At 35.3% G+C, this 22,376-nt stretch carries 17 protein-coding genes; all 17 read right to left on the bottom strand.

All coding sequences use genetic code 11. The features are described from left to right. Window positions 1-172: 172 nt before the first annotated feature. On the bottom strand, window positions 173-1,360 hold the full coding sequence (gene tuf / locus DWW96_RS02830; RefSeq protein WP_117908882.1) for an elongation factor Tu: 1,188 nt from the start codon (window positions 1,358-1,360) through the stop codon (window positions 173-175). A 138-nt stretch (window positions 1,361-1,498) separates the two neighbouring features. After that, complete coding sequence (gene fusA / locus DWW96_RS02825) at window positions 1,499-3,616, bottom strand: elongation factor G (protein WP_117908880.1); 2,118 nt, start codon at window positions 3,614-3,616, stop codon at window positions 1,499-1,501. Window positions 3,617-3,729: 113 nt separating this feature from the next. Beyond that, window positions 3,730-4,200, bottom strand: coding sequence for a 30S ribosomal protein S7 (rpsG, locus tag DWW96_RS02820; RefSeq protein ID WP_022089854.1), 471 nt, complete (start codon window positions 4,198-4,200; stop codon window positions 3,730-3,732). A gap of 255 nt (window positions 4,201-4,455) precedes the next feature. Beyond that, entirely contained in the window at window positions 4,456-4,875 is a 420-nt protein-coding gene (gene rpsL / locus DWW96_RS02810) for a 30S ribosomal protein S12 (RefSeq protein ID WP_022089855.1), read from the bottom strand. A gap of 271 nt (window positions 4,876-5,146) precedes the next feature. Continuing rightward, complete coding sequence (locus tag DWW96_RS02805; RefSeq protein ID WP_022089856.1) at window positions 5,147-5,500, bottom strand: DUF4234 domain-containing protein; 354 nt, start codon at window positions 5,498-5,500, stop codon at window positions 5,147-5,149. Between the two features lie 259 nt (window positions 5,501-5,759). After that, window positions 5,760-7,172 carry a sodium:alanine symporter family protein gene (locus DWW96_RS02800; protein WP_117909043.1) on the bottom strand — a complete coding sequence of 471 codons (1,413 nt, stop codon included), beginning with the start codon at window positions 7,170-7,172 and terminating at the stop codon, window positions 5,760-5,762. A gap of 119 nt (window positions 7,173-7,291) precedes the next feature. Continuing rightward, window positions 7,292-8,707 carry a hypothetical protein gene (locus DWW96_RS02795; RefSeq protein ID WP_117908874.1) on the bottom strand — a complete coding sequence of 472 codons (1,416 nt, stop codon included), beginning with the start codon at window positions 8,705-8,707 and terminating at the stop codon, window positions 7,292-7,294. A gap of 181 nt (window positions 8,708-8,888) precedes the next feature. Next, window positions 8,889-9,311 carry a hypothetical protein gene (locus DWW96_RS02790; RefSeq protein ID WP_117908872.1) on the bottom strand — a complete coding sequence of 141 codons (423 nt, stop codon included), beginning with the start codon at window positions 9,309-9,311 and terminating at the stop codon, window positions 8,889-8,891. Between the two features lie 144 nt (window positions 9,312-9,455). Further along, window positions 9,456-10,388 (bottom strand): thiamine pyrophosphate-dependent enzyme, encoded by a 933-nt coding sequence (locus tag DWW96_RS02785; RefSeq protein WP_117908870.1) that lies wholly within the window; start codon window positions 10,386-10,388, stop codon window positions 9,456-9,458. Continuing rightward, a complete protein-coding gene (porA, locus tag DWW96_RS02780) occupies window positions 10,389-11,582 on the bottom strand; it encodes a pyruvate ferredoxin oxidoreductase (protein ID WP_117908868.1) in 1,194 nt (397 codons plus the stop codon). It abuts the gene before it with no gap. Further along, the gene (locus DWW96_RS02775; protein ID WP_022089862.1) at window positions 11,575-11,886 is read right to left on the bottom strand and encodes a 4Fe-4S binding protein; all 312 of its coding nucleotides are present in this window, start codon (window positions 11,884-11,886) and stop codon (window positions 11,575-11,577) included. The genes porA and DWW96_RS02775 overlap by 8 nt, the downstream gene beginning before the upstream one ends. Further along, a complete protein-coding gene (locus DWW96_RS02770; protein WP_022089863.1) occupies window positions 11,887-12,459 on the bottom strand; it encodes a 2-oxoacid:acceptor oxidoreductase family protein in 573 nt (190 codons plus the stop codon). Between the two features lie 142 nt (window positions 12,460-12,601). Next, the gene (locus DWW96_RS13925; protein ID WP_158562630.1) at window positions 12,602-12,748 is read right to left on the bottom strand and encodes a hypothetical protein; all 147 of its coding nucleotides are present in this window, start codon (window positions 12,746-12,748) and stop codon (window positions 12,602-12,604) included. A 328-nt stretch (window positions 12,749-13,076) separates the two neighbouring features. Continuing rightward, window positions 13,077-13,793: a queuosine precursor transporter gene (locus DWW96_RS02765; RefSeq protein WP_022089864.1), complete on the bottom strand. Its 717-nt coding sequence runs from the start codon at window positions 13,791-13,793 to the stop codon at window positions 13,077-13,079. Continuing rightward, on the bottom strand, window positions 13,787-14,515 hold the full coding sequence (locus DWW96_RS02760; RefSeq protein ID WP_022089865.1) for a radical SAM domain protein: 729 nt from the start codon (window positions 14,513-14,515) through the stop codon (window positions 13,787-13,789). Before DWW96_RS02760 ends, DWW96_RS02765 begins: the two co-directional genes overlap by 7 nt. 215 nt (window positions 14,516-14,730) lie before the next feature. Then, window positions 14,731-18,510 carry a DNA-directed RNA polymerase subunit beta' gene (gene rpoC / locus DWW96_RS02755; RefSeq protein WP_117908866.1) on the bottom strand — a complete coding sequence of 1,260 codons (3,780 nt, stop codon included), beginning with the start codon at window positions 18,508-18,510 and terminating at the stop codon, window positions 14,731-14,733. An 18-nt stretch (window positions 18,511-18,528) separates the two neighbouring features. Further along, the gene (locus DWW96_RS02750; protein ID WP_117908864.1) at window positions 18,529-22,356 is read right to left on the bottom strand and encodes a DNA-directed RNA polymerase subunit beta; all 3,828 of its coding nucleotides are present in this window, start codon (window positions 22,354-22,356) and stop codon (window positions 18,529-18,531) included. Window positions 22,357-22,376: the final 20 nt, after the last annotated feature.

Below are 22,376 nucleotides of genomic sequence, written 5' to 3'. Positions count from 1 at the left end.
AAACGTGCACTTTTTTGTTTTTCAATTATATAGTGTCGCTTAGGTTCAATATGGTTGGGTAAAAATTAAGTAGTGTTGAAAATAAATAAAAGAAAACCACGGTTTCGTGTAAACACGACCGTGGTCTTCTTTATTTATGGTGAGCTTGCGCTCTATTCATTGATAACGTTAATTATTCAACAATTGTAGCAACCTTACCTGAACCTACTGTTCTACCACCTTCACGGATAGCGAATCCAAGACCCTGTTCCATAGCGATTGGGTGGATAAGTTCGATTGTCATTTCTACGTTGTCACCAGGCATGCACATTTCTGTACCAGCTGGAAGTTCACAAACACCAGTTACGTCAGTTGTTCTGAAGTAGAACTGTGGTCTGTAGTTGTTGAAGAAAGGTGTATGACGTCCACCTTCATCTTTTGTTAATACGTAAACCTGAGCTGTAAATTTCTTATGGCATGTTACTGAACCTGGTTTAGCAAGAACCTGACCTCTTTCGATCTGGTCTCTGTTGATACCTCTTAAAAGAGCACCAATGTTATCACCAGCCTGAGCTTCATCAAGAAGCTTTCTGAACATTTCGATACCAGTTACAACTGTCTTCTGGATTTCTTCCTTAACACCAACGATTTCAACTTCATCGTTCATATGAAGAACACCACGTTCTACTCTACCTGTAGCAACAGTACCACGACCTGTGATTGTGAATACGTCTTCTACTGGCATTAAGAATGGCTTATCTGTATCTCTCTGTGGATCTGGGAAGTAATCATCAATTGTGTCCATAAGTTCCATGATCTTGTCGCCCCATTCTGATGATGGATCTTCAAGAGCCTTAAGAGCTGAACCTTTGATGATTGGAGTTCCGTCGAATCCATATTCTTCAAGGATTTCTGTAACGTCCATTTCTACTAATTCAAGTAATTCATCATCGTCTACCATATCGCATTTGTTTAAGAAAACAACGATTTTAGGAACACCAACCTGACGTGAAAGTAAGATATGTTCCTTTGTCTGAGCCATAACACCGTCAGTTGCAGCTACAACAAGGATAGCACCATCCATCTGAGCAGCACCAGTGATCATGTTCTTTACATAGTCAGCATGTCCTGGACAGTCAACGTGAGCGTAATGTCTCTTCTTTGTTTCATATTCAACGTGAGCTGTAGAGATTGTGATACCTCTTTCTCTTTCTTCTGGAGCTTTGTCGATATTTTCGAAATCTGTAGCTTCGTTACCTTCAACTCTTTCAGAAAGAACTTTAGTAATAGCAGCTGTTAATGTTGTTTTACCATGATCTACGTGTCCGATTGTACCAATATTACAATGTGGTTTGTTTCTTTCAAACTTAGCTTTTGCCATTTTTGATAATCCTCCTAATAATAAAATATTTTAATAACTGACCTAATGGTCGTCTTTACATAGGCTTAGTTCCCATTATATTTTATAATGGGAATATTTTCAAGCCTTTAAGTTAAATTAATAATCTAAATCAATATATTATTTTGCTCTTGATGAAGCAACTTTTTCCTGAACAGACTTTGGAGCTGCCTGATATCTTTCAAAGAACATTGAGTAGTTTCCACGACCCTGAGTTGTAGAACGAAGTTCTGTTGAGTAACCAAACATTTCTGACAATGGAACGAAAGCTCTTACGATCTTACCGCCACCGATGTCATCCATACCTTCAATCTGTCCACGCTTTGAATTCAAGCTTCCGATAACATCACCCATGTATTCTTCAGGCATTGTTACTTCAACCTTCATGATAGGCTCAAGCAATACAGGATCTGCCTTAGCCATAGCATCCTTGAATGCCATAGAACCTGCAATGTGGAATGCCATTTCTGAAGAATCGACTTCATGGTATGATCCATCATATACTGTAGCATGTACACCAAGTACTGGGAATCCTGCGATGATACCTGACTGTGCAGCTTCTTCGATACCTTCTCCAACAGCTGGGATATATTCCTTAGGAATGTTACCACCAACTACTGTAGATTCAAACTTAAACTGTTCTTCACCGTTTGGATCCATTGGCTCAAACTTAACTTTACAGTGACCATACTGACCACGACCACCTGACTGCTTAGCATACTTGCTATCAACGTCAACTGCCTTAGTAAATGTTTCCTTGTATGCAACCTGAGGTGCACCAACGTTAGCTTCTACCTTAAATTCACGAAGAAGACGATCTACGATTACGTCTAAGTGAAGTTCACCCATACCAGCGATGATTGTCTGACCTGTTTCACGATCTGTGTGAGCACGGAATGTAGGATCTTCTTCAGCTAATTTAGCTAAAGCTTCACCCATCTTACCCTGGTCATTCTTTGTCTTAGGCTCAATTGCGAGCTCGATAACTGGTTCTGGGAATTCCATTGATTCAAGAATTACAGGATGCTGTTCATCACAGATTGTATCACCTGTTGTAGTCAACTTGAAACCTACAGCAGCTGCAATATCTCCTGAATATACTTTATCTATTTCTGTACGCTTGTTAGCATGCATCTGTACGATACGTCCAACACGCTCTTTCTTACCCTTTGTAGCATTTAATACATATGAACCTGAGTTCATTGTACCAGAGTAAACTCTGAAGAATGCTAACTTACCTACGAATGGGTCAGTCATAATCTTGAATGCTAAAGCTGCAAAAGGTTCATCATCTGATGAATGACGTACTACTTCGTTACCATCTTCATCAACACCTGTGATATCAGGGATATCTGTTGGAGCTGGCATGTATTCGATAACACCGTCTAACATCTTCTGTACACCTTTGTTCTTGTAAGCTGATCCACAATATACAGGAACTGCTTCACAAGCGATTGTAGCTCTTCTAAGAACCTTCTTCATTTCTTCGATTGATGGTTCTTCACCTTCAAGATACATTAATGTAAGGTCATCATCTAATTCACAAATCTTTTCAACAAGGTTGTCATGCCATTCATTAGCAAGATCCTTTAAGTCATCAGGGATTGTTGTAATTTCGATATCTTCACCCTTATCATCTTTATAGTAATATGCTTCCATTTCAAATAAATCGATTAATCCGGCGAAATCGTCTTCTTTACCGATTGGAATCTGAACTGGGATTGCATTCTTGCCCAAACGATCAATGATTGTCTGAACTGAATAAAAGAAATCTGCACCCATTTTATCCATCTTGTTGATGAATGCCATACGAGGTACATTGTATGTGTCAGCCTGACGCCATACGTTTTCTGACTGTGGTTCAACACCTGCTTTAGCATCAAATACACCTACAGCACCATCTAATACACGAAGTGAACGCTCAACTTCTACTGTAAAGTCAACGTGTCCGGGAGTATCAATAATGTTGATACGATGTTCTAACGCACCTTTTTTTGGTTTGTGATGATCTTCTAATGTCCAGTGGCATGTTGTAGCAGCTGAAGTAATTGTGATACCTCTTTCCTGTTCCTGTTCCATCCAGTCCATTGTAGAAGCGCCATCATGAGTCTCACCAATTTTATAATTTACACCAGTATAATATAAGATACGTTCTGTTAATGTAGTCTTACCGGCATCGATATGAGCCATAATACCAATGTTTCTTGTTCTATCTAGTGGATATTCTCTTCCAGCCAAGGTTTTTTCCTCCTTAATTTATTGTTCATTTGCATGAATTTAAAATTAAAACTGTATATTTGTTACAAAACAGTTATTGCTATGCAACCTGTCTTGTAACACTTACAGTTTTATTAGAAACGATAGTGAGCAAATGCTTTGTTTGCTTCAGCCATCTTATGCATATCTTCTTTCTTCTTTACTGAAGAACCTGTATTGTTTGCAGCATCCATGATTTCGTTAGCTAATCTTTCTTCCATTGTCTTTTCACTTCTCTGACGAGAATACAATGTAATCCAACGAAGTCCTAAAGCCTGTCTTCTTTCAGGTCTAACTTCAATAGGAACCTGGTATGTTGCACCACCGATACGTCTTGCTTTAACTTCAAGTGCTGGCATGATGTTGTTCATAGCTTCTTCGAAAACTTCGATTGCATCTTTACCAGTCTGGTTTGCAACTCTATCAAAAGCTCCGTATACAATCTTCTGAGCTACGCCTTTCTTACCATCTAACATAATGTTGTTGATAAGCTTTGTAACTACTACGTTATTATACATTGGATCTGCTAATACTTCTCTTTTCTGAGTATGTCCTTTACGTGGCATGTTACTTCCCTCCTTAATCAATTTTTCCTAAATTTGCCTAAAATATTCACAAATTTAGATTTTGCAGGTTTCCTCACTTGTGAGTCTCCTGCGATTAGATCTTCGGTACTCACATAAGTTGTGTCCTTGCGCACGGCTTTAGACTCTATTTCTAACACCGCAAAGTTTAACTTTCGTGTCAAACTCTGCCCTGTAATAATTCTAATAACCGGCACTAAAATCATTCAACCTGTGATTGACTTATAAAAGCCTTTCCTACTTAGCGTCTTTTGGTCTCTTAGCGCCGTATTTAGAACGGGCCTGACGTCTCTTAGCAACACCTGCTGTATCAAGTGTACCTCTGATGATATGGTATCTTGTACCTGGTAAATCTTTTACTCTACCACCACGGATAAGTACAACGCTATGTTCCTGAAGATTATGACCTTCACCTGGAATGTAGCTTGTTACTTCAATACCATTTGAAAGACGTACTCTGGCAATCTTTCTAAGAGCTGAGTTAGGCTTCTTAGGTGTAGCTGTCTTAACTGCTGTACAAACACCACGTTTCTGTGGAGAAGCTGTATCATTCATCTTCTTGTTTAAAGAGTTATAGCTCTTTAATAATGCTGGAGCAGTTGACTTCTTAACTGAAGTCTGACGTCCTTTTCTTACTAACTGGTTAAATGTAGGCATCCTTTTTTCACCTCCTGTTATTAGAATTATGTGTAAATCACATTTATTTGTAGCAAAAAGGCATAATATGCCTGTTCGCATACTATGCCATTATATATGTGTTATATTTTTTTGTCAACATATCATTTAAAAAATTAATTTTCGATACTTTTCTTTATAAAAATGTAAAAATTGTTAATTTCTTTCGATATTTTCATACATTGTAACTTTTTATAAATTAAATGTCATGTTATTTAATTCATTTTTAAACACCATACTATTTAATTTATTATTAAAACGCCATGCTGTTTAATTCATTCTGCATTAAAGCTTCTGCAATAATTCCGAATCCAAAAATAGTCAATAACAAATAAATAATTCCTGAGTTACTTGACATAATTCCTCTTGCTGTTTTTGCTTCGTCAATCTTTTCACCCTGCTTATAAGCCCAATAAAGACCATATATTCCACATGTTACGAGTGAAAGCAAGAATGCTACACCTCCTGATGTATTGTTCAATCCTTTGTTATCCGGCAATAATGTGTTCGCATCGTCTGTTAAAACAACAAACCAATATATTCCGTAAATCCCGCATGTTACGAGTGAGAGAATTATGCACATTGCAATACTTCTTCTCTGAATCATACCTTTCTCCTCCTTTTCTCTTTTTTGGTAAATAAATTCACCCATTTAGTATAACACACATATATACCATTTGAAACATTTATTTACAAATTATGCCTATTATATTTCAAGGCCAAATTTATTGCATTTTATAAACGCATATAAATTTGGCCCTGTTTTATTACTTTTTATCTCTCTTTTCTAAAAATTTTAAACTATTTTTTCATTTATTATGATACAAAACATTGCATTTTATTCATATTTCAATAATAATATTCTATTACTTATTTTTCTCTGCCTTAATTACTTTTTGAAATTCTATCATATCTTTTGCAATTTCACCGCTTAAAGCAAGAAGACATATTAAGTTCGGAATAGCCATAAGCGCATTGGCTATATCTGAGAAATCCCATACAATCTGTAATGTTGTTGTAGCTCCTATGTATGCAATTAAAGAAAATAATATTCTGTAAATCATGTTGTATTTGTGTGTTCCCAAAATATATTCAAATGCTTTTTCTCCATGATACTCCCATCCAAGTATTGTTGAAAATGCAAATAATGCAATTCCTATTGTAACAAGGTAAGCTCCCCATTTACCTAAAGCCGTACTAAATGCTGCAATTGTCAAGGCAGCTCCAGATACTAATTCTCCTGATGCATCTGTTGTTCCAAGTACACCTGAGCTTGCAATACATAATCCTGTAATAGTACATACAACTATTGTATCGTAAAACGTTCCTGTCATATTTATGTATCCCTGTCTTACATGGTTATCTGTTGTAGCTGCTGCTGCAGTTATGGCAGCTGAGCCCATACCTGCTTCATTTGAAAAAACACCTCTTGCTACACCAAATCTCATTGCGTTCATCATTGAAGCTGTAATTGTTCCTGCTACTCCTCCTGCAAGTGGCTGTATCCCTATTGCAGATTGAAAAACTGCTGTCAATCCTGCGGGAACATTTTCTATATTAATTATAATTACCACTAAACCTGCTATTACATAAAATATTGCCATTGCAGGTACTACAACCTGTGATACTTTTGATATTGATTTGATTCCACCTACAATTATAATTAAAGCTAAAATTGTAAGAATTACCCCAACAACATTTGTCGGGATGTTCCATGTAGATTTTAATGACTCTGATATCGAGTTTGCCTGTGTAAGATTTCCTATTCCAAATGATGCTATTACAGCGAATAAGGCAAACACCCAGCCAAGTACTGCTCCAATCTTTTTATTTTTAAATGCCTTTTTCATTGTGTACATAGGACCACCTGACATTTCCCCATTAGCATTTACTTCTCTGTACTTAATTGCAAGCATACATTCACTAAATTTTGATGTAATTCCAAATGCTGCCGACAACCACATCCATACTAATGCTCCGGGTCCACCTGATACCATGGCTGTAGCAACACCTACGATGTTTCCGGTACCAATTGTTGCTGCAAGCGCTGTTGTCAGAGCTGAAAATGGTGAAATATCTCCACTTCCTCTACTTTTTGTTCTTGCTTCTTTACTAAGTGTCGACTTAAGGGCATAACCTAAATTTCTCCATCCTAATCCTCTTGTTCTGATAGTTAAAATTACTCCGGTTCCAACTAATAAGCATAACATAATTGGTCCCCATACAATTCCGTCAATTGTTGACAAAACATCTCCCAGTGTCTTTGCAAATCCTTTCATAAACATACTCCCTTCCTTTTTCATTTTTTACCATAAACACAAAAAGCGGCAACCCGACTCCGGGTTACCGCCTTTGGAACTTACTAATATACTAATTTGTCATCCGTTTATTGTCAAGTTTATTTTACTCTCATCTCGTTTATTACTTTTATATATTTTGCAAAGCATGCTATTCCAAATATAACCGTAAATATTCCATAGACAAAAATACTTACTACCCAATTATGATTTGCAAAGAAATAAAATACAGCCAAACTTACTAGTATATAAAAATATCTTGGCATCCAATCCTTAACTTTCAGTTTAAAATGATTGATAAATTTTCTATCTGTAATTAAATACCATACTATAAATGACGCAAGACTTGCTAACGCAATGTACCATGAATCATTAAACACAACCAATGCTATTACATCAAACGCAAAGCCTATGGTAATTGCCATAATGTTGTTAGCAGTGTATTCCTTTATCATCTTAAGTACTTTAAAATAATTTCCACATACTAACATTATTAAAATTCTGAATACAATAGTTCCAAATAAAATTGCAACTATAGGAATACTATCATTATATTTAGGTATCCATAATTGTATAATAAATTTTGCTGCGAAAAATGCCGCCATTGCTGCTGCTGAAACAACAGATACTACATCACTAAGCATCGTATAATATAATCCATATTTATTTTCATCTGCTCTTACAAGATATGGATAAACAAGATTTGTAACAACCGTTACCATTGTAAATACAAGACTTACTATTGAAACTGCAAACTGATACATTGAAAATGTATATTTAGGCATAAACTGTTGTACAAATATACTATCTATTCCTAAAATAATAATTCCAACAAACTCACTAAGCATCAGGAAAAAACCTGTTTTTATTAATCCACCAACTTCTGATAACTGAACTTTTCCTGATTTTGCAAGTATAATTTCTTTATTTTGATATATAGACAAACTCATACATACAAAATTCATTATCGTTGTGAATATTAAAATACTTAAATATGTGTACAGATGAAATGCTATAATACATCCTACTGCTACAACATTTAAAATATTCTGAGTTATTGTAAGATAACTGTCTATAACAAATCTCTTTGTAAACTGATTTATAGATGAAAAGAACCATTTAATATTAATCAACGGAATATTTACTATTACAAAAAGATATGCAATTCTTTGATCTATATCATTTCCGCCACTTGCAAATATAACAAATGCTAACAACGCCAATGCAGAAATTATATGAATTACTATCAGGCTTTTAAAAAATGCTTTAAACTTACTGTATGGAATATCTTCATAATCATATTTTCCATACTTAATATATATTCCGTTTACAAGTCCAAAATGAAAGAACCCCGCATACGCTATATATAAATTATAAATCTGATAATTTGCATAACTATCAACACTAATATTCTTTGGCAAAATAAATCCCATGAACAGCCCGACTAAAATAGTCAGACCGTTACTTAAGCATACCATTATTATATTTTTTGTAGCTGAACTTACTTTATTATTCATTACTAATTATTCCTTTTACCATTCTACGGACATAAGTCAATAAAATTATTTTTTGTATTTATACGAGTATAAGTCAATAAAATCATTTCTTGTATAATTCAACAAATACTTTTTTCATATCATTATAACAGACAGATTTCAAAAGGCAACATACCCATCCTTGTTTCATACTTTATTAACATTATTGTAGTTGTTTTAACAAAGTTATTATTCTTTCTTTTGATTTTTTCCCTTTAATGTTAACAACTACACAAACAATTACTAATATTGCAGTAGCTATGGCACACATAATAATATTGTCTAACTGTTTCTGATATATTGACCATGATAATCTTGCAATTATTAATATCGCTGCTACAGCCACTAATGTCGTCAAATAAAATCCGTTTGTAAATCTTCCTTTAATTAATGTTTTATTTTCTTTAGCTTCAATTGTTCCTTTAAAAACTGCCGGTATAGTATCTTCTAACTTTCCTTCTGAATTAGCAAATGTTTCAATCATTATTTTATTATCTTCAACACTACACTTTAATGCATTTTTTTCGCATTTTCCTTTTAAGACTTTTATGAAACTGCTTTTTTCTCGATTAAATTCAAATTCCATCTTATTCCTATTCTTTCTTTCAGAAAAATCGGCTGTCAAAAACAGAAATTATATTCTCTATTTTTGGCAGCCTTTATATGTCAATATTAATCTATCTTAATTTACACCATTTTGTGTAATTTTACAACAGCATTTTTCATACTGTTATCTGCTACATTTGAATAACAAATCATCCCATCTTCTGTCAACTTCCTTCTGGAATTCTTCAATCAGGTGTTCATTTTCAGGTTTAAACAAATGTTTAAATCTTCCCTGTGTTCTTAAAAATTCTTCAATTGGAAGTCTCTTCTTTGGTTCATAATTCAAAATCCATTTGCCATCAATCACTTCAAATAATGGCCAGTAATTAGTTTCTACACCTAACTTACATATTTCCATTATTTCGTCAGCTTTATATTTCCATCCTGTAGGACATGGTGACATAACATTTAAAAATGCTGGTCCATCTGTATAGATAGCTTTTTCAGCCTTAACATGCATATCTTTAAATCCCTGAAGTAAAGTTGTCTGTGCAACGTATGGAATGTCATGTGCTGCAAGTATTGCTGCTAAATCTTTTCTATACTGTGCTTTACCTTTACATTTTGGTCCAACAGGTGTTGTTGTTGTATCCGCATACATTGGAGTTGCTGATGAACGTTGTGTACCGGTATTCATATATGCTCCATTATCGTAGCATACATACGTCATATTTGTTCCTCTTTCCATTGCTCCTGAAAGAGACTGGATACCGATATCATATGTACCACCATCACCACCAAATGTAATGAATTTATAATCTTCTTTTAATTTACCTTTTTTCTTTAAAGCCTTATATGCACCTTCAACACCACTCATTGTCGAACTTGCGTTTTCAAATGCACTATGTATATAACTGTCTTCCCATGCTACATATGGATACATAAATGACGATACATTTAAACATCCTGTTGCACATGAAATAACTGCCTTATCACCTTCATGAAGTCCTCTAAGAACGTTTCTTGCTGTTATAGTAGCTCCACAACCTGCACACATTCTATGACCGGGAGCAAATCTTTCAGGCTTATTCATTGTTTCTTTAAAATTGTAACCCATTTATTTTGCCTCCTTATCTCTTAATCCCATGTATCTGTAAACGTCACCTGTTTCTCCTGTTGCTGCGATGTCTTTTAATGTATCATATACATTAATCATGTCATCAACTGTAACATCACGTCCACCAATACCATACATGATATCAATTGTAAGAGCTGTACATCTTGCTGTGTACATTGCCTGCATTGTCTCTGCTCCTAATGGGCCTCCATTTGTTGAAAAGCTTTCAGATCTGTCCATTATTGCTACAGCCTTACATTTTTTAAGTGAAGCTGCAATTTCTTCTCCAGGGAAAGGTCTGAATGATCTTACTTTTATAAGACCTACCTTTTCACCATTTTCTCTCATATGGTCGATTGCTTCCTTTGTTGTTCCTGCAGCTGAACCTATAATAACAACTGCATATTCAGCATCTTCCATTCTATATTCTTCAATAAGACCGTATTTACGTCCTGATATTTTTTCAAATTCTTCTGCAATATCTTTAATTACCTGCTTTGCATTTTCCATTGCATGAGCCTGTGCTTTTCTTGATTCCATATAGTAATCAGTGATGGCATATGGTCCTACTGCATATGTTTCATTTGGATTGAGCAAATAATCTTCCGGCTCATATTCTCCAACGAAATTCTTTACTACATCATCATCAAGTAATTCCATATTCATTACGGCATGACTTGTAATAAATCCATCCTGACAAATCATAATTGGTAACATAACATCCTTATGTTCTGCAATTCTGTAAGCCATAACCATATTGTCATATGCTTCCTGATTTGTTTCAGCATATAACTGAATCCAACCTGAATCTCTTGCTCCCATTGTATCTGAATGATCACAGTTAATGTTAAGAGGGCCTGTAAGAGCTCTACAAACTGCTGCTAATACAACAGGTACTCTATGAGATGCTGCAACACCTAATACTTCCCACATAAATGCGAGTCCTGCAGATGATGTTGCTGTCAATGCTCTCGCTCCTGCTGCTGATGCACCAATTGCTGCTGACATTGAACTATGTTCACTTTCAACTGTAATAAATTCTGTATCAACTAATCCATTTGATACATAATTTGCAAAATACTGTGGAATTTCAGTTGATGGTGTGATCGGAAACATTGGAAATACATCCGGATTAATCTGTCTTAAAGCATTTGCAACTGCTTCATTTCCTGACATCTGTACTTTCTTAGGCATTCTTCTTCACCTCCATCTTTATTGCTCCAAATGGACATGCTTTAACACAAATTCCACATCCTTTACAATGATCATAATCTATTGCACATCTCTTGTAATCTTTTACCGGAATTGCGCTATCCGGGCAACAAGGTACGCATAATAAACACTGTTTGCATTTTTCTTCATCTATAACAGGTGCTACATTTGTCCAGTCACCTGTTACAAACTGCTTTGTTGTTCCGCAGCCTACAACTGTGTTACCTCTTGTAACATCCTGCCATGCTACATCAGTTCCTAACTTTGTTATATCTGTCTTTGCCATTTATTTAACCTCCCTTAAAGCTACCTTAAGAGCTTGCATATTTCCTTCAATTACTTCAGGTTTTCTTGCAAATTTATGCTTGAATGAACCTTCCATCTCATTCAAGAATGTTTCATCATCGATTACTCCTGTAACCTTTACTATAGCTGCAAGCATTGGTGTATTAGGGAAATTTTTACCAAGAGTTTCCATTGAAATCTTTCTGGCATCAACTGTGTAAACTTTTCCTTTATATCCTTTTAACAGTGGTAATATTTCTTCCTTACTTTTTGCAGTATTAATTAGAATCGCTCCATCTTCTTTAAGACCTGCTGTAACATCAACAATCTCTAATAAAGTTTCATCAACTACAACTACAAATTCCGGATCATAAATATTCGAATGAACTCGAATTTCTGAATCACTTATTCTGTCATAAGCAGTAATTGGCGCACCCATTCTTTCAGGACCATATTCAGGGAAACCCTGAGCATATTTACCTGTTTTAAACGCCACTTCTGCTAAAAGCAAAGCTGCTGTTTTGGCACCTTGTCCTCCACGTCCGTGCCATCTGATTTCAAGCGTATCTTTCATCTTTTTTCTTTCCTTTTCATAAATTGTTCTTTATGCATTTATGTGTTATCTGGATTGAATTAATAAATTCGAAAGCACTTTAACTAACTGCATATAAAGAGTATTATAAGCAAATTACACATTATTTTCAATAGTTAACGCTTTAATATGTTAAACTGTTAGTTAATTTAATAGTTAGCAATGCCAAACCTGAACCGTATGAAGTAAGAATCTGTCTTTGTCCCACATATGTTACAGCTCCCCCTGAATAATTTACTACATGAGAAATTCCAGGACTTCCTGTAAGCATTACATAACAAATTTTCTGAAATAGGATCTGATAAACCCGATTCCTTATTATTTACATAAGATGTTATTTTGTAATAATAATCTGTTGCTGTATTGTCGGTATATTTAGTTCTCTTTTTTATCAAAAAATAGCATTAATGTTAATTGCTTAAAATCTTTCATATAGTAATTCAGTAAAAATAATATTTTTAATTGCTTAGAATTTTGTACATAATCAGCACACAAAAAATGCCCTACAGATTGTTTCAAGCTAAAAGTTCTTTCAATCTATAAGGCACCATTTTTATATATTATATTATTTTTTCTTACATCACGTGTACATTTAATCTTTACTTTTTAAATTTATCTTTTTCTTTATTTTTATCATAAATCAATCTTGCACAATATACAAAAGGTGTATCAGCAAGGCTTGTTACAATAAATATCACATAACTGGAAATTACAATTTTTATTATTGTTGATGTTGAATGTATTCCCCAAAATGCACCAAGTGAAAATAATAGATTATTTAAGAACTGTGATACAAGTGTTGAACCATTGTTTCTAATCCATAAATATTTTCTTTCATTACCAAACTTCTTTTTAGTAAATTCCCACCATTTATGATATGCCCACACATCAAATTGCTGTACTATGGCATATACAATCATACTTGTAAGCATTAATCTTGGTGTATTTGAAAAAATTGTCTTCATTGCAGGCATCGCAAAATCGCTTTCTGCAGGGATATACTGAAGCCACCACTGCGACAAAATTATAAAAGCAATTGATGTAGATATACCCAAATATACCGCAAGTTTAGCATCTTTTTTTCCATATATTTCACTTATTATATCCGTTATTAAAAATGTAGAAGCAAATAACACATTTCCTAATGTCATTTCCATTCCAAATGCATTAATAACTATTAAAACTTCGATATTAGCGCCTATTGTTGCAATTATTGTAAATGTATATAATCCCTGTTTTCCAAAAATTCTATACAATACAAGCGTCATTCCATAAATTACAATTATTGAACCTATTAATAAAATTTCATTTAACATTTATTCTCTCCAACTCCAAAATCTGTATTTTCTAATAGAATATCCACTTTATCATTATCTTTAAATCGTGGATATACTTTTGTTCTAAATTGCTCAATAACCATTTTATCAGGCTTTATCGGCATTTTATTTTCTGTCATAATATTTACATATACACGTTTAAAATGCTTTAAGCCCATTTCTATATCCCAAATCATAGATTCGGCTGTTTGTCCTTCTATTCCTTGAAGCAAATTAATTTCATCAAAATATTCAGCTATTATTTTCGGATTTTTTTCATCTATTCCTTTAACAAGATAATTTTCTCTAAAGTCATAATCAAAAGTTTCTAATCCGAGTCTAATTACAGGTTCTACTCCCAAATCCATAAATTCCTTTTTAAATTCTTTAACTTCATCTTTATGAATCCAATGACATTCAAAATGAATTTTTTTTATTTTTTTATTTACGCAAATATCCTTAATCATTTTAATTGTATTTCCATCTAAATCTACAAAACTTCCTGAATTTATTACTTCAAGTTCACCAAACATTCCTGTCACTTTTTCAAGTTCAGCTTTATTTATTTTATAATTAAATTCTTTGTCAGGGCTTGAGTCTAAATGATAATCACAAAATCTGCATTTACGCCATTTACACCCATTTCCAACAAGCATTACTATTTCTCTTGGACATTTACCTTTAATAATTGAATATCTTACAGGATTAAAACCTTCTACCATAATTAATTGCTCCTTTATCAAACAGCACTTTATAATATACTTATTTAAACTATAATCACCACTCGTACAGCAGATGTTTTATAGTTCGTAACAAAAAAAGAGCACACTAAGGCGCTCTTTTTTTCATAAATTAAATCCTTAGTTTTGTTTATAGACAGGATGGTTACGAACTGTCTTTTATATTATCAAATGCAAGTATATTGCTTTTGATTTTTTTATTCTTCTGTATCTTCGCTAACCGCAACAACGTCTTCTGATGTAATTTCTTCATCTTCTGAGAATGATAAAACATCATCATCGTTTATTGCATTTGCAATATTGTCATCAGTATCTAATTTTACAGAACGGTATCTCTTCATACCTGTACCTGCAGGGATTAATTTACCAATGATTACGTTTTCCTTAAGACCTACAAGTGGATCAACCTTACCATTAATAGCTGCTTCTGTAAGAACTCTTGTTGTTTCCTGGAATGAAGCTGCTGATAAGAATGAATTTGTAGCAAGGCTGGCCTTTGTGATACCAAGCATTACCTGAGTACCTGTTGGAACTTCTTTTCCTTCTTCCTGCAAACGTTCTACTGTTTCATTGAAATCAAGAACGTCAACTGATGTACCTGGAAGGAATTCTGAATCTCCTGCTGTGTCAACCTTAATCTTCTTAAGCATCTGACGTACAATTACTTCAACGTGCTTATCATTAATTTCTACACCCTGTAAGCGGTAAACTCTCTGTACTTCACGAATCATATAATCCTGAACTGCACGAAGTCCCTTAATCTTTAAGAGATCGTGTGGGTTTATACTACCTTCTGTAAGTTCGTCACCTGCTTCAAGGATTGCACCGTCAAGAATCTTAATTCTTGAACCGTAAGGAATCAAATATGTCTTTGATTCGCCTGTTTCATCATTAGTAATAACAATTTCACGTTTCTTTTTATTTTCTTTAATTTCAGCTCTTCCACCAAATTCAGCAATAATAGCAAGACCCTTTGGCTTTCTAGCTTCAAATAATTCTTCTACTCTAGGAAGACCCTGTGTAATATCATCTCCGGCGATACCACCTGAGTGGAATGTTCTCATTGTAAGCTGTGTACCAGGTTCACCGATTGACTGAGCAGCAATAATACCAACTGCTTCACCAACCTGTACTGACTGACCTGTAGCCATGTTAGCACCGTAACACTTAGAACATACACCTACATGTGATTTACATGTAAGAATTGTACGAATCTTAACCTTGTCTACACCTGTAGCTACAACCTTTGCTGCACGCTTTGGTGTAATCATGTGGTTTGCTTTTACAATGATATTTCCTTCTGCATCATAAATTGTTTCTGCAGAATATCTTCCTGTAATTCTTTCTTCAAGACTTTCAATTACTTCACCGCCGTCTGTGAAAGCTTCGATTTCCATAAATGGAATTGCCTTTCCTTCACAACAGTCAACATCACGAATAATTAAATCCTGTGATACATCAACAAGACGTCTTGTTAAGTATCCTGAATCGGCTGTTCTTAACGCTGTATCTGCCATACCTTTTCTAGCACCATGAGCTGAAATGAAGTATTCCAAAACGTCAAGACCTTCACGGAAGTTTGACTTAATAGGTAACTCGATAGTTCTACCTGATGTATCGGCCATCAAACCACGCATACCGGCAAGCTGTTTAATCTGCTTATCAGAACCACGGGCACCAGAGTCAGCCATCATAAAGATGTTATTATATTTATCAAGTCCTGTAAGAAGGGCTTTTGTAATTTCATCATCGGCTTTCTGCCATGTTGTAATTACTTCTTTGTATCTTTCTTCATCTGTTAAGAAACCACGACGATAGTTCTTTGTAATCTTTTCTACAGTTTCTTCAGCATCATCTAAAATCTGCTGTTTAGCTGCAGGTACTGTCATATCGGAAATTGAAACTGTCATGGCAGCTCTTGTTGAGAACTTATAACCCATAGCCTTGATATCATCTAAAACTTCAGCAGTCTTTGTTGCGCCATGGTTATTGATTACTTTTTCAAGAATCTGTTTCAACTGTTTCTTTCCTACGTGGAATCCAACTTCTAATTTAAGGAAGTCTTCATCTGTTTCTCTCTTAACAAATCCCAAATCCTGTGGAAGGATTTCATTAAATATTAAACGTCCAAGAGTCGCATCAACAACACCTGTAATTTCCTTACCTTCATTGTTGCATACAGTTCTCTTTACACGAATCTTCTGGTGAAGAGTAATTTCTCCATTTTCATATGCGAGAATTGCCTGATTTTCATTGCTAAAGCTACGTCCTAAAACGTCAATAGTTTTACAAATTACAACTCTGTCATCTGCATGGAATTTAATCATTGAATCAACATCAATTTTTCCATCATTTAATTCTTTTCTGATACTGTCTTCATCTTCGTAAACTTTTGCCTTTTCTAATGTCTTAACAAGTTTCTCATCATCTGAATAATCAACATATTTATCCATTGTCAAATAGTAAATACCAAGTACCATATCCTGTGAAGGAACTGCTACAGGTGCACCATCTGATGGTTTTAATAAGTTGTTTGGTGACAATAATAAGAATCTACATTCTGCCTGTGCTTCTACTGACAATGGAAGATGCACGGCCATCTGGTCACCATCGAAGTCGGCATTATAAGCTGTACATACAAGTGGATGAAGCTTAATAGCTCTACCTTCAACTAAAACAGGTTCAAATGCCTGAATACCAAGTCTGTGAAGTGTAGGGGCACGGTTAAGCATAACCGGATGTTCTTTAATTACATCCTCTAATACATCCCATACTTCTGTCTGCAATCTTTCTACCATCTTCTTAGCACTCTTAATATTGTGTGCTGTTCCATTTGCTACTAATTCTTTCATAACAAATGGTTTGAACAATTCAATAGCCATCTCCTTTGGAAGACCACACTGATAAATCTTAAGTTCCGGTCCTACAACGATAACTGAACGTCCTGAATAGTCAACACGCTTACCAAGTAAGTTCTGACGGAAACGTCCCTGCTTACCTTTAAGCATGTCTGATAATGATTTAAGAGCTCTGTTTCCAGGACCTGTTACAGGTCTTCCTCTTCTACCATTATCGATTAACGCGTCTACAGCTTCCTGAAGCATTCTCTTTTCATTTCTAACAATGATTTCCGGAGCGCCTAATTCAAGAAGTCTCTTAAGACGGTTATTTCTATTTATGATTCTTCTGTATAAATCATTTAAATCTGATGTAGCAAATCTACCACCATCTAACTGTACCATAGGTCTTAAGTCAGGTGGAATTACAGGTACTACATCAAGAATCATCCATTCAGGTTTGTTTCCTGAACTTCTGAAAGCTTCCATAACTTCAAGTCTTTTAACAATCTTAGTCTTTTTCTGACCTGTTGCTTCAAATAACTCTGCTTTAAGTTCTTCAGCTTCTTTATCCAAATCTATAGCTGCAAGTAATTCTTTAATAGCTTCAGCACCCATGCCTACTCTGAATTTTCCTGCATATTCTTCATAAGCTTCTCTGAATTCTTTTTCAGATAAAACCTGCTTGTACTCAAGATTTGTATCCATTGGATCAAGTACAATGTATGATGCAAAATACAATACTTTTTCCAATACCTTTGGTGATATATCAAGGATTAATCCCATTCTTGATGGGATACCCTTGAAGTACCAAATGTGTGATACAGGAGCTGCAAGTTCAACTCTACCCATACGCTCTCTACGAACGCTGGCCTTAGTTACTTCAACACCACATCTGTCACAAATGACACCTTTATATCTGATTTTCTTATATTTTCCACAATGACATTCCCAGTCTTTGCTAGGTCCAAAGATTTTTTCACAAAACAATCCGTCCTTTTCAGGCTTTAAAGTTCTGTAGTTAATTGTCTCTGGTTTTGTTACTTCACCCTTTGACCATTCTCTGATCTTTTCCGGTGATGCAAGACCGATTTTAATCTTGTCAAATGCCACCTGTTCACTAATGTTGTTATCTGTCATGATCAAATCTCCCTTCTACTACTCGTTGTCGTCACTAGAAACATCTTCTGATGCGCCAACTGCCTGAAGTTCTTCGTTAACGAATTCCTGTGTTGTATAACCAGCTTTTTCAAAATCATTGGCATTTTCTTTATTTGAATTAAAGTTTCTATCGTTGTTAATAATTGCATTTATGTTTGTTTCACCATAATCAATGCTTTCCTTTAATTCTACTTCTTCGTCATTTTCATCTAATACCTTAACATCTAAGGCAAGTGACTGAAGTTCCTTCAAAAGAACCTTAAATGACTCTGGAATTCCAGGCTGTGGAATATTCTCACCTTTAATAATTGCTTCATATGTCTTAACACGTCCAACAACATCATCAGACTTAACTGTTAAGATTTCCTGAAGAGTATATGATGCGCCATAAGCTTCAAGCGCCCAAACTTCCATTTCACCAAATCTCTGTCCACCGAACTGAGCTTTACCACCAAGTGGCTGCTGAGTAACAAGTGAGTAAGGACCTGTTGAACGTGCATGAATCTTATCATCAACCAAGTGATGGAGTTTAAGGTAATGCATGAATCCGATTGTAACCGGGCTATCAAAATATTCACCTGTTCTACCATCTCTTAATCTTACCTTACCATTTCTTGAAATTGGTACACCCTTCCACTCTTCTCTGTGGTCAAGATGTTCCTCAAGGTAAGACATTACATCTTCACGTAATGTATCATTATATTTTTCTTTGAAATCTCCCCATTCCATATTAGCATAATCATTAGCTAATTCGAGAGTATCCATAATATCATTTTCATCCGCGCCATCAAATACCGGAGTAGCAATGTTAAATCCTAATACCTTAGCAGCTAAACTAAAGTGGATTTCAAGCACCTGTCCAATATTCATACGAGAAGGTACACCCAATGGGTTAAGTACGATATCAAGTGGTCTTCCGTTTGGAAGGAATGGCATATCTTCAACTGGTAATACTCGTGAAACTACACCCTTATTACCATGACGTCCGGCCATCTTATCACCAACTGAAATCTTTCTCTTCTGTGCGATGTAAATACGAACTGATTCGTTTACACCAGGAGCTAATTCATCTCCATTTTCTCTCTTAAATACTTTAGCATCTACAACGATACCTGAAGTACCATGTGGCACTTTGAGTGATGTGTCTCTTACTTCTCTTGCCTTTTCACCAAAGATAGCTCTTAAAAGTCTTTCTTCAGGTGTAAGTTCTGTTTCACCCTTTGGTGTAACCTTTCCAACAAGAATATCTCCGGCACGAACTTCAGCACCAATTCTGATGATACCTCTTTCATCCAAGTCTTTACGTGCTTCATCACCTACACCCGGAACATCATTTGTGATTTCTTCAGGTCCAAGTTTTGTATCTCTTGCATCTGTTTCGTATTCTTCTATATGAATTGATGTATAAACATCATCCTGTACTAATCTTTCGCTAAGTAAAACAGCATCTTCGTAGTTATAACCTTCCCATGTCATGAAACCAATTAATGGGTTCTTTCCAAGTGCGATTTCACCATTAGATGTTGATGCACCATCGGCAATAACTTCTCCTGCTTCCACATGATCACCCTTAAATACGATTGTTCTGTGGTTATAGCAGTTACCCTGGTTACTTCTCTGGAATTTCAAAAGATGATATGTTTCCTTTTCTCCATTATCATCATACTTAATAGTAATTTCCTTTGAAGTAGCTCTTTCAACTACACCGGCACGTTTAGCGACAACACATACACCTGAGTCAACAGCTGCTTTTGCTTCCATACCTGTACCGATTACAGGAGCTTCTGTTGTCATAAGTGGAACAGCCTGACGCTGCATGTTAGATCCCATCAACGCACGGTTAGCATCATCGTTCTGCAAGAACGGAATCATTGATGTAGCAACAGAGAATACCATTCTAGGAGAAACGTCCATAAGATCAATTCTCTTCTTAGGGAACTGAGATGTTTCTTCTCTGTAACGACCTGATACGTTGTTATGGATAAAGTATCCATTTTCATCAAGTGGTTCATTAGCCTGTGCTACTGTATAATTATCCTCTTCATCAGCTGTAAGATATACAACTTCATCTGTTACTCTTGGGTTTGATGGATCTGACTTATCAACTCTTCTATAAGGAGCTTCTACAAATCCATATTCATTAATTCTTGCATAAGTTGCAAATGAGTTAATCAAACCGATGTTAGGACCTTCAGGTGTTTCAATAGGACACATTCTACCATAATGAGTATAATGTACGTCTCGAACTTCGAATCCGGCACGGTCTCTTGAAAGACCACCAGGTCCTAACGCTGAAAGACGTCTCTTATGTGTCAACTCACCCAGTGGGTTATTCTGATCCATAAACTGTGATAACTGAGAACTTCCGAAGAATTCCTTCACAGCTGCTGTTACTGGTTTTATATTAATTAAAGTCTGAGGTGAAATTCCTTCAAGATCCTGTGTTGTCATTCTTTCACGAACAACTCTTTCCATTCTTGAAAGACCTATTCTGTACTGGTTCTGAAGCAATTCGCCTACGGCTCTGATACGTCTGTTTCCTAAATGGTCAATATCATCAGCTGTACCAATACCGCATTCGATATTCATACAGTAATTGATAGATGCTAAAATATCTTCCTTTGTAATATGCTTAGGAATCAATTCATGTATTCTTCTTGAAATTGCATCCTTAAGATCTTCTTCTGTATCGTTTTCCTGAAGTATTTCTTCAAGAACCGGATAAAATACTGCTTCATTAACGCCTAAATCAGTGCAATCAAAATCAACGTAGCTATTAATATCTACCATCATATTAGAAAGAACTTTTTCATTTCTAATTTCAGTCTGAATCCAAACTGCTGGTACTGCTGCGTTCTGAATCTTAATTGCCATTTCTTCTGTTACTCGGTCACCTGCGCTTGCAAGTACTTCACCTGTTGTAGCATCTACTACATCTTCAGCGAGTACATGACCTTTGATTCTGTTCTTTAATGCAAGCTTCTTGTTGAATTTATAACGTCCAACTTTAGCCAAATCATATCTTCTTGAATCAAAGAACATACCTGTAATTAATGATTCTGCGCTATCTACACTTAAAGGTTCACCTGGGCGAATCTTCTTATAGAGTTCTAAAAGACCATCCTGATATCCTTCTGATGGATCTTTTTCAAAACTTGCGAGAAGTTTAGGTTCTTCGCCAAACAAGTCAATAATTTCTGCATTTGTACCTATTCCTAAAGCTCTAATAAGAACTGTTACAGGCACTTTTCTTGTTCTGTCCACACGAACGCTAAATATATCATTTGAATCTGTTTCGTATTCTAACCATGCACCTCTGTTAGGAATTACAGTTGATGTAAAGATTTCTTTACCAACTTTATCATGACTTACACCATAATAAATTCCAGGAGAACGTACTAACTGACTGACAATTACACGTTCTGCACCGTTAATTACGAATGTACCGGTTTCTGTCATTAAAGGCAAATCACCCATAAATATATCATGTTCAGTAAATTCACCTGTTTCCTTGTTATGAAGTCTAACCTTTACTTTTAAAGGAGCTGCATATGTTGCATCTCTTTCTTTACATTCCTCAATCGTATACTTCTTATCTTCAACACATAACTTGAAGTCAACGAACTCAAGGCTTAAGTTCTGGCTGTAGTCTTCAATAGGAGAGATATCATCTAACGCTTCTTTTAGTCCATCACTAAGGAACCATTCATAAGAATTTCTCTGTACCTCAATAAGATTTGGCATATCCAAAACTTCTTTTTGTCTAGAATAACTCATACGAAGGCTTCTACCTGATTTCACAGGACGGATTCTCTTTTTCTCCATCGACATTTCACCCCTTGTCT

Source organism: Eubacterium sp. AF17-7 (assembly GCF_003461285.1).
Lineage (GTDB): Bacteria > Bacillota > Clostridia > Lachnospirales > Lachnospiraceae > Eubacterium_U > Eubacterium_U album.
Note: the sequence above shows the minus strand (reverse complement) of the source record. Positions and strands in the feature narration are given on the sequence as shown.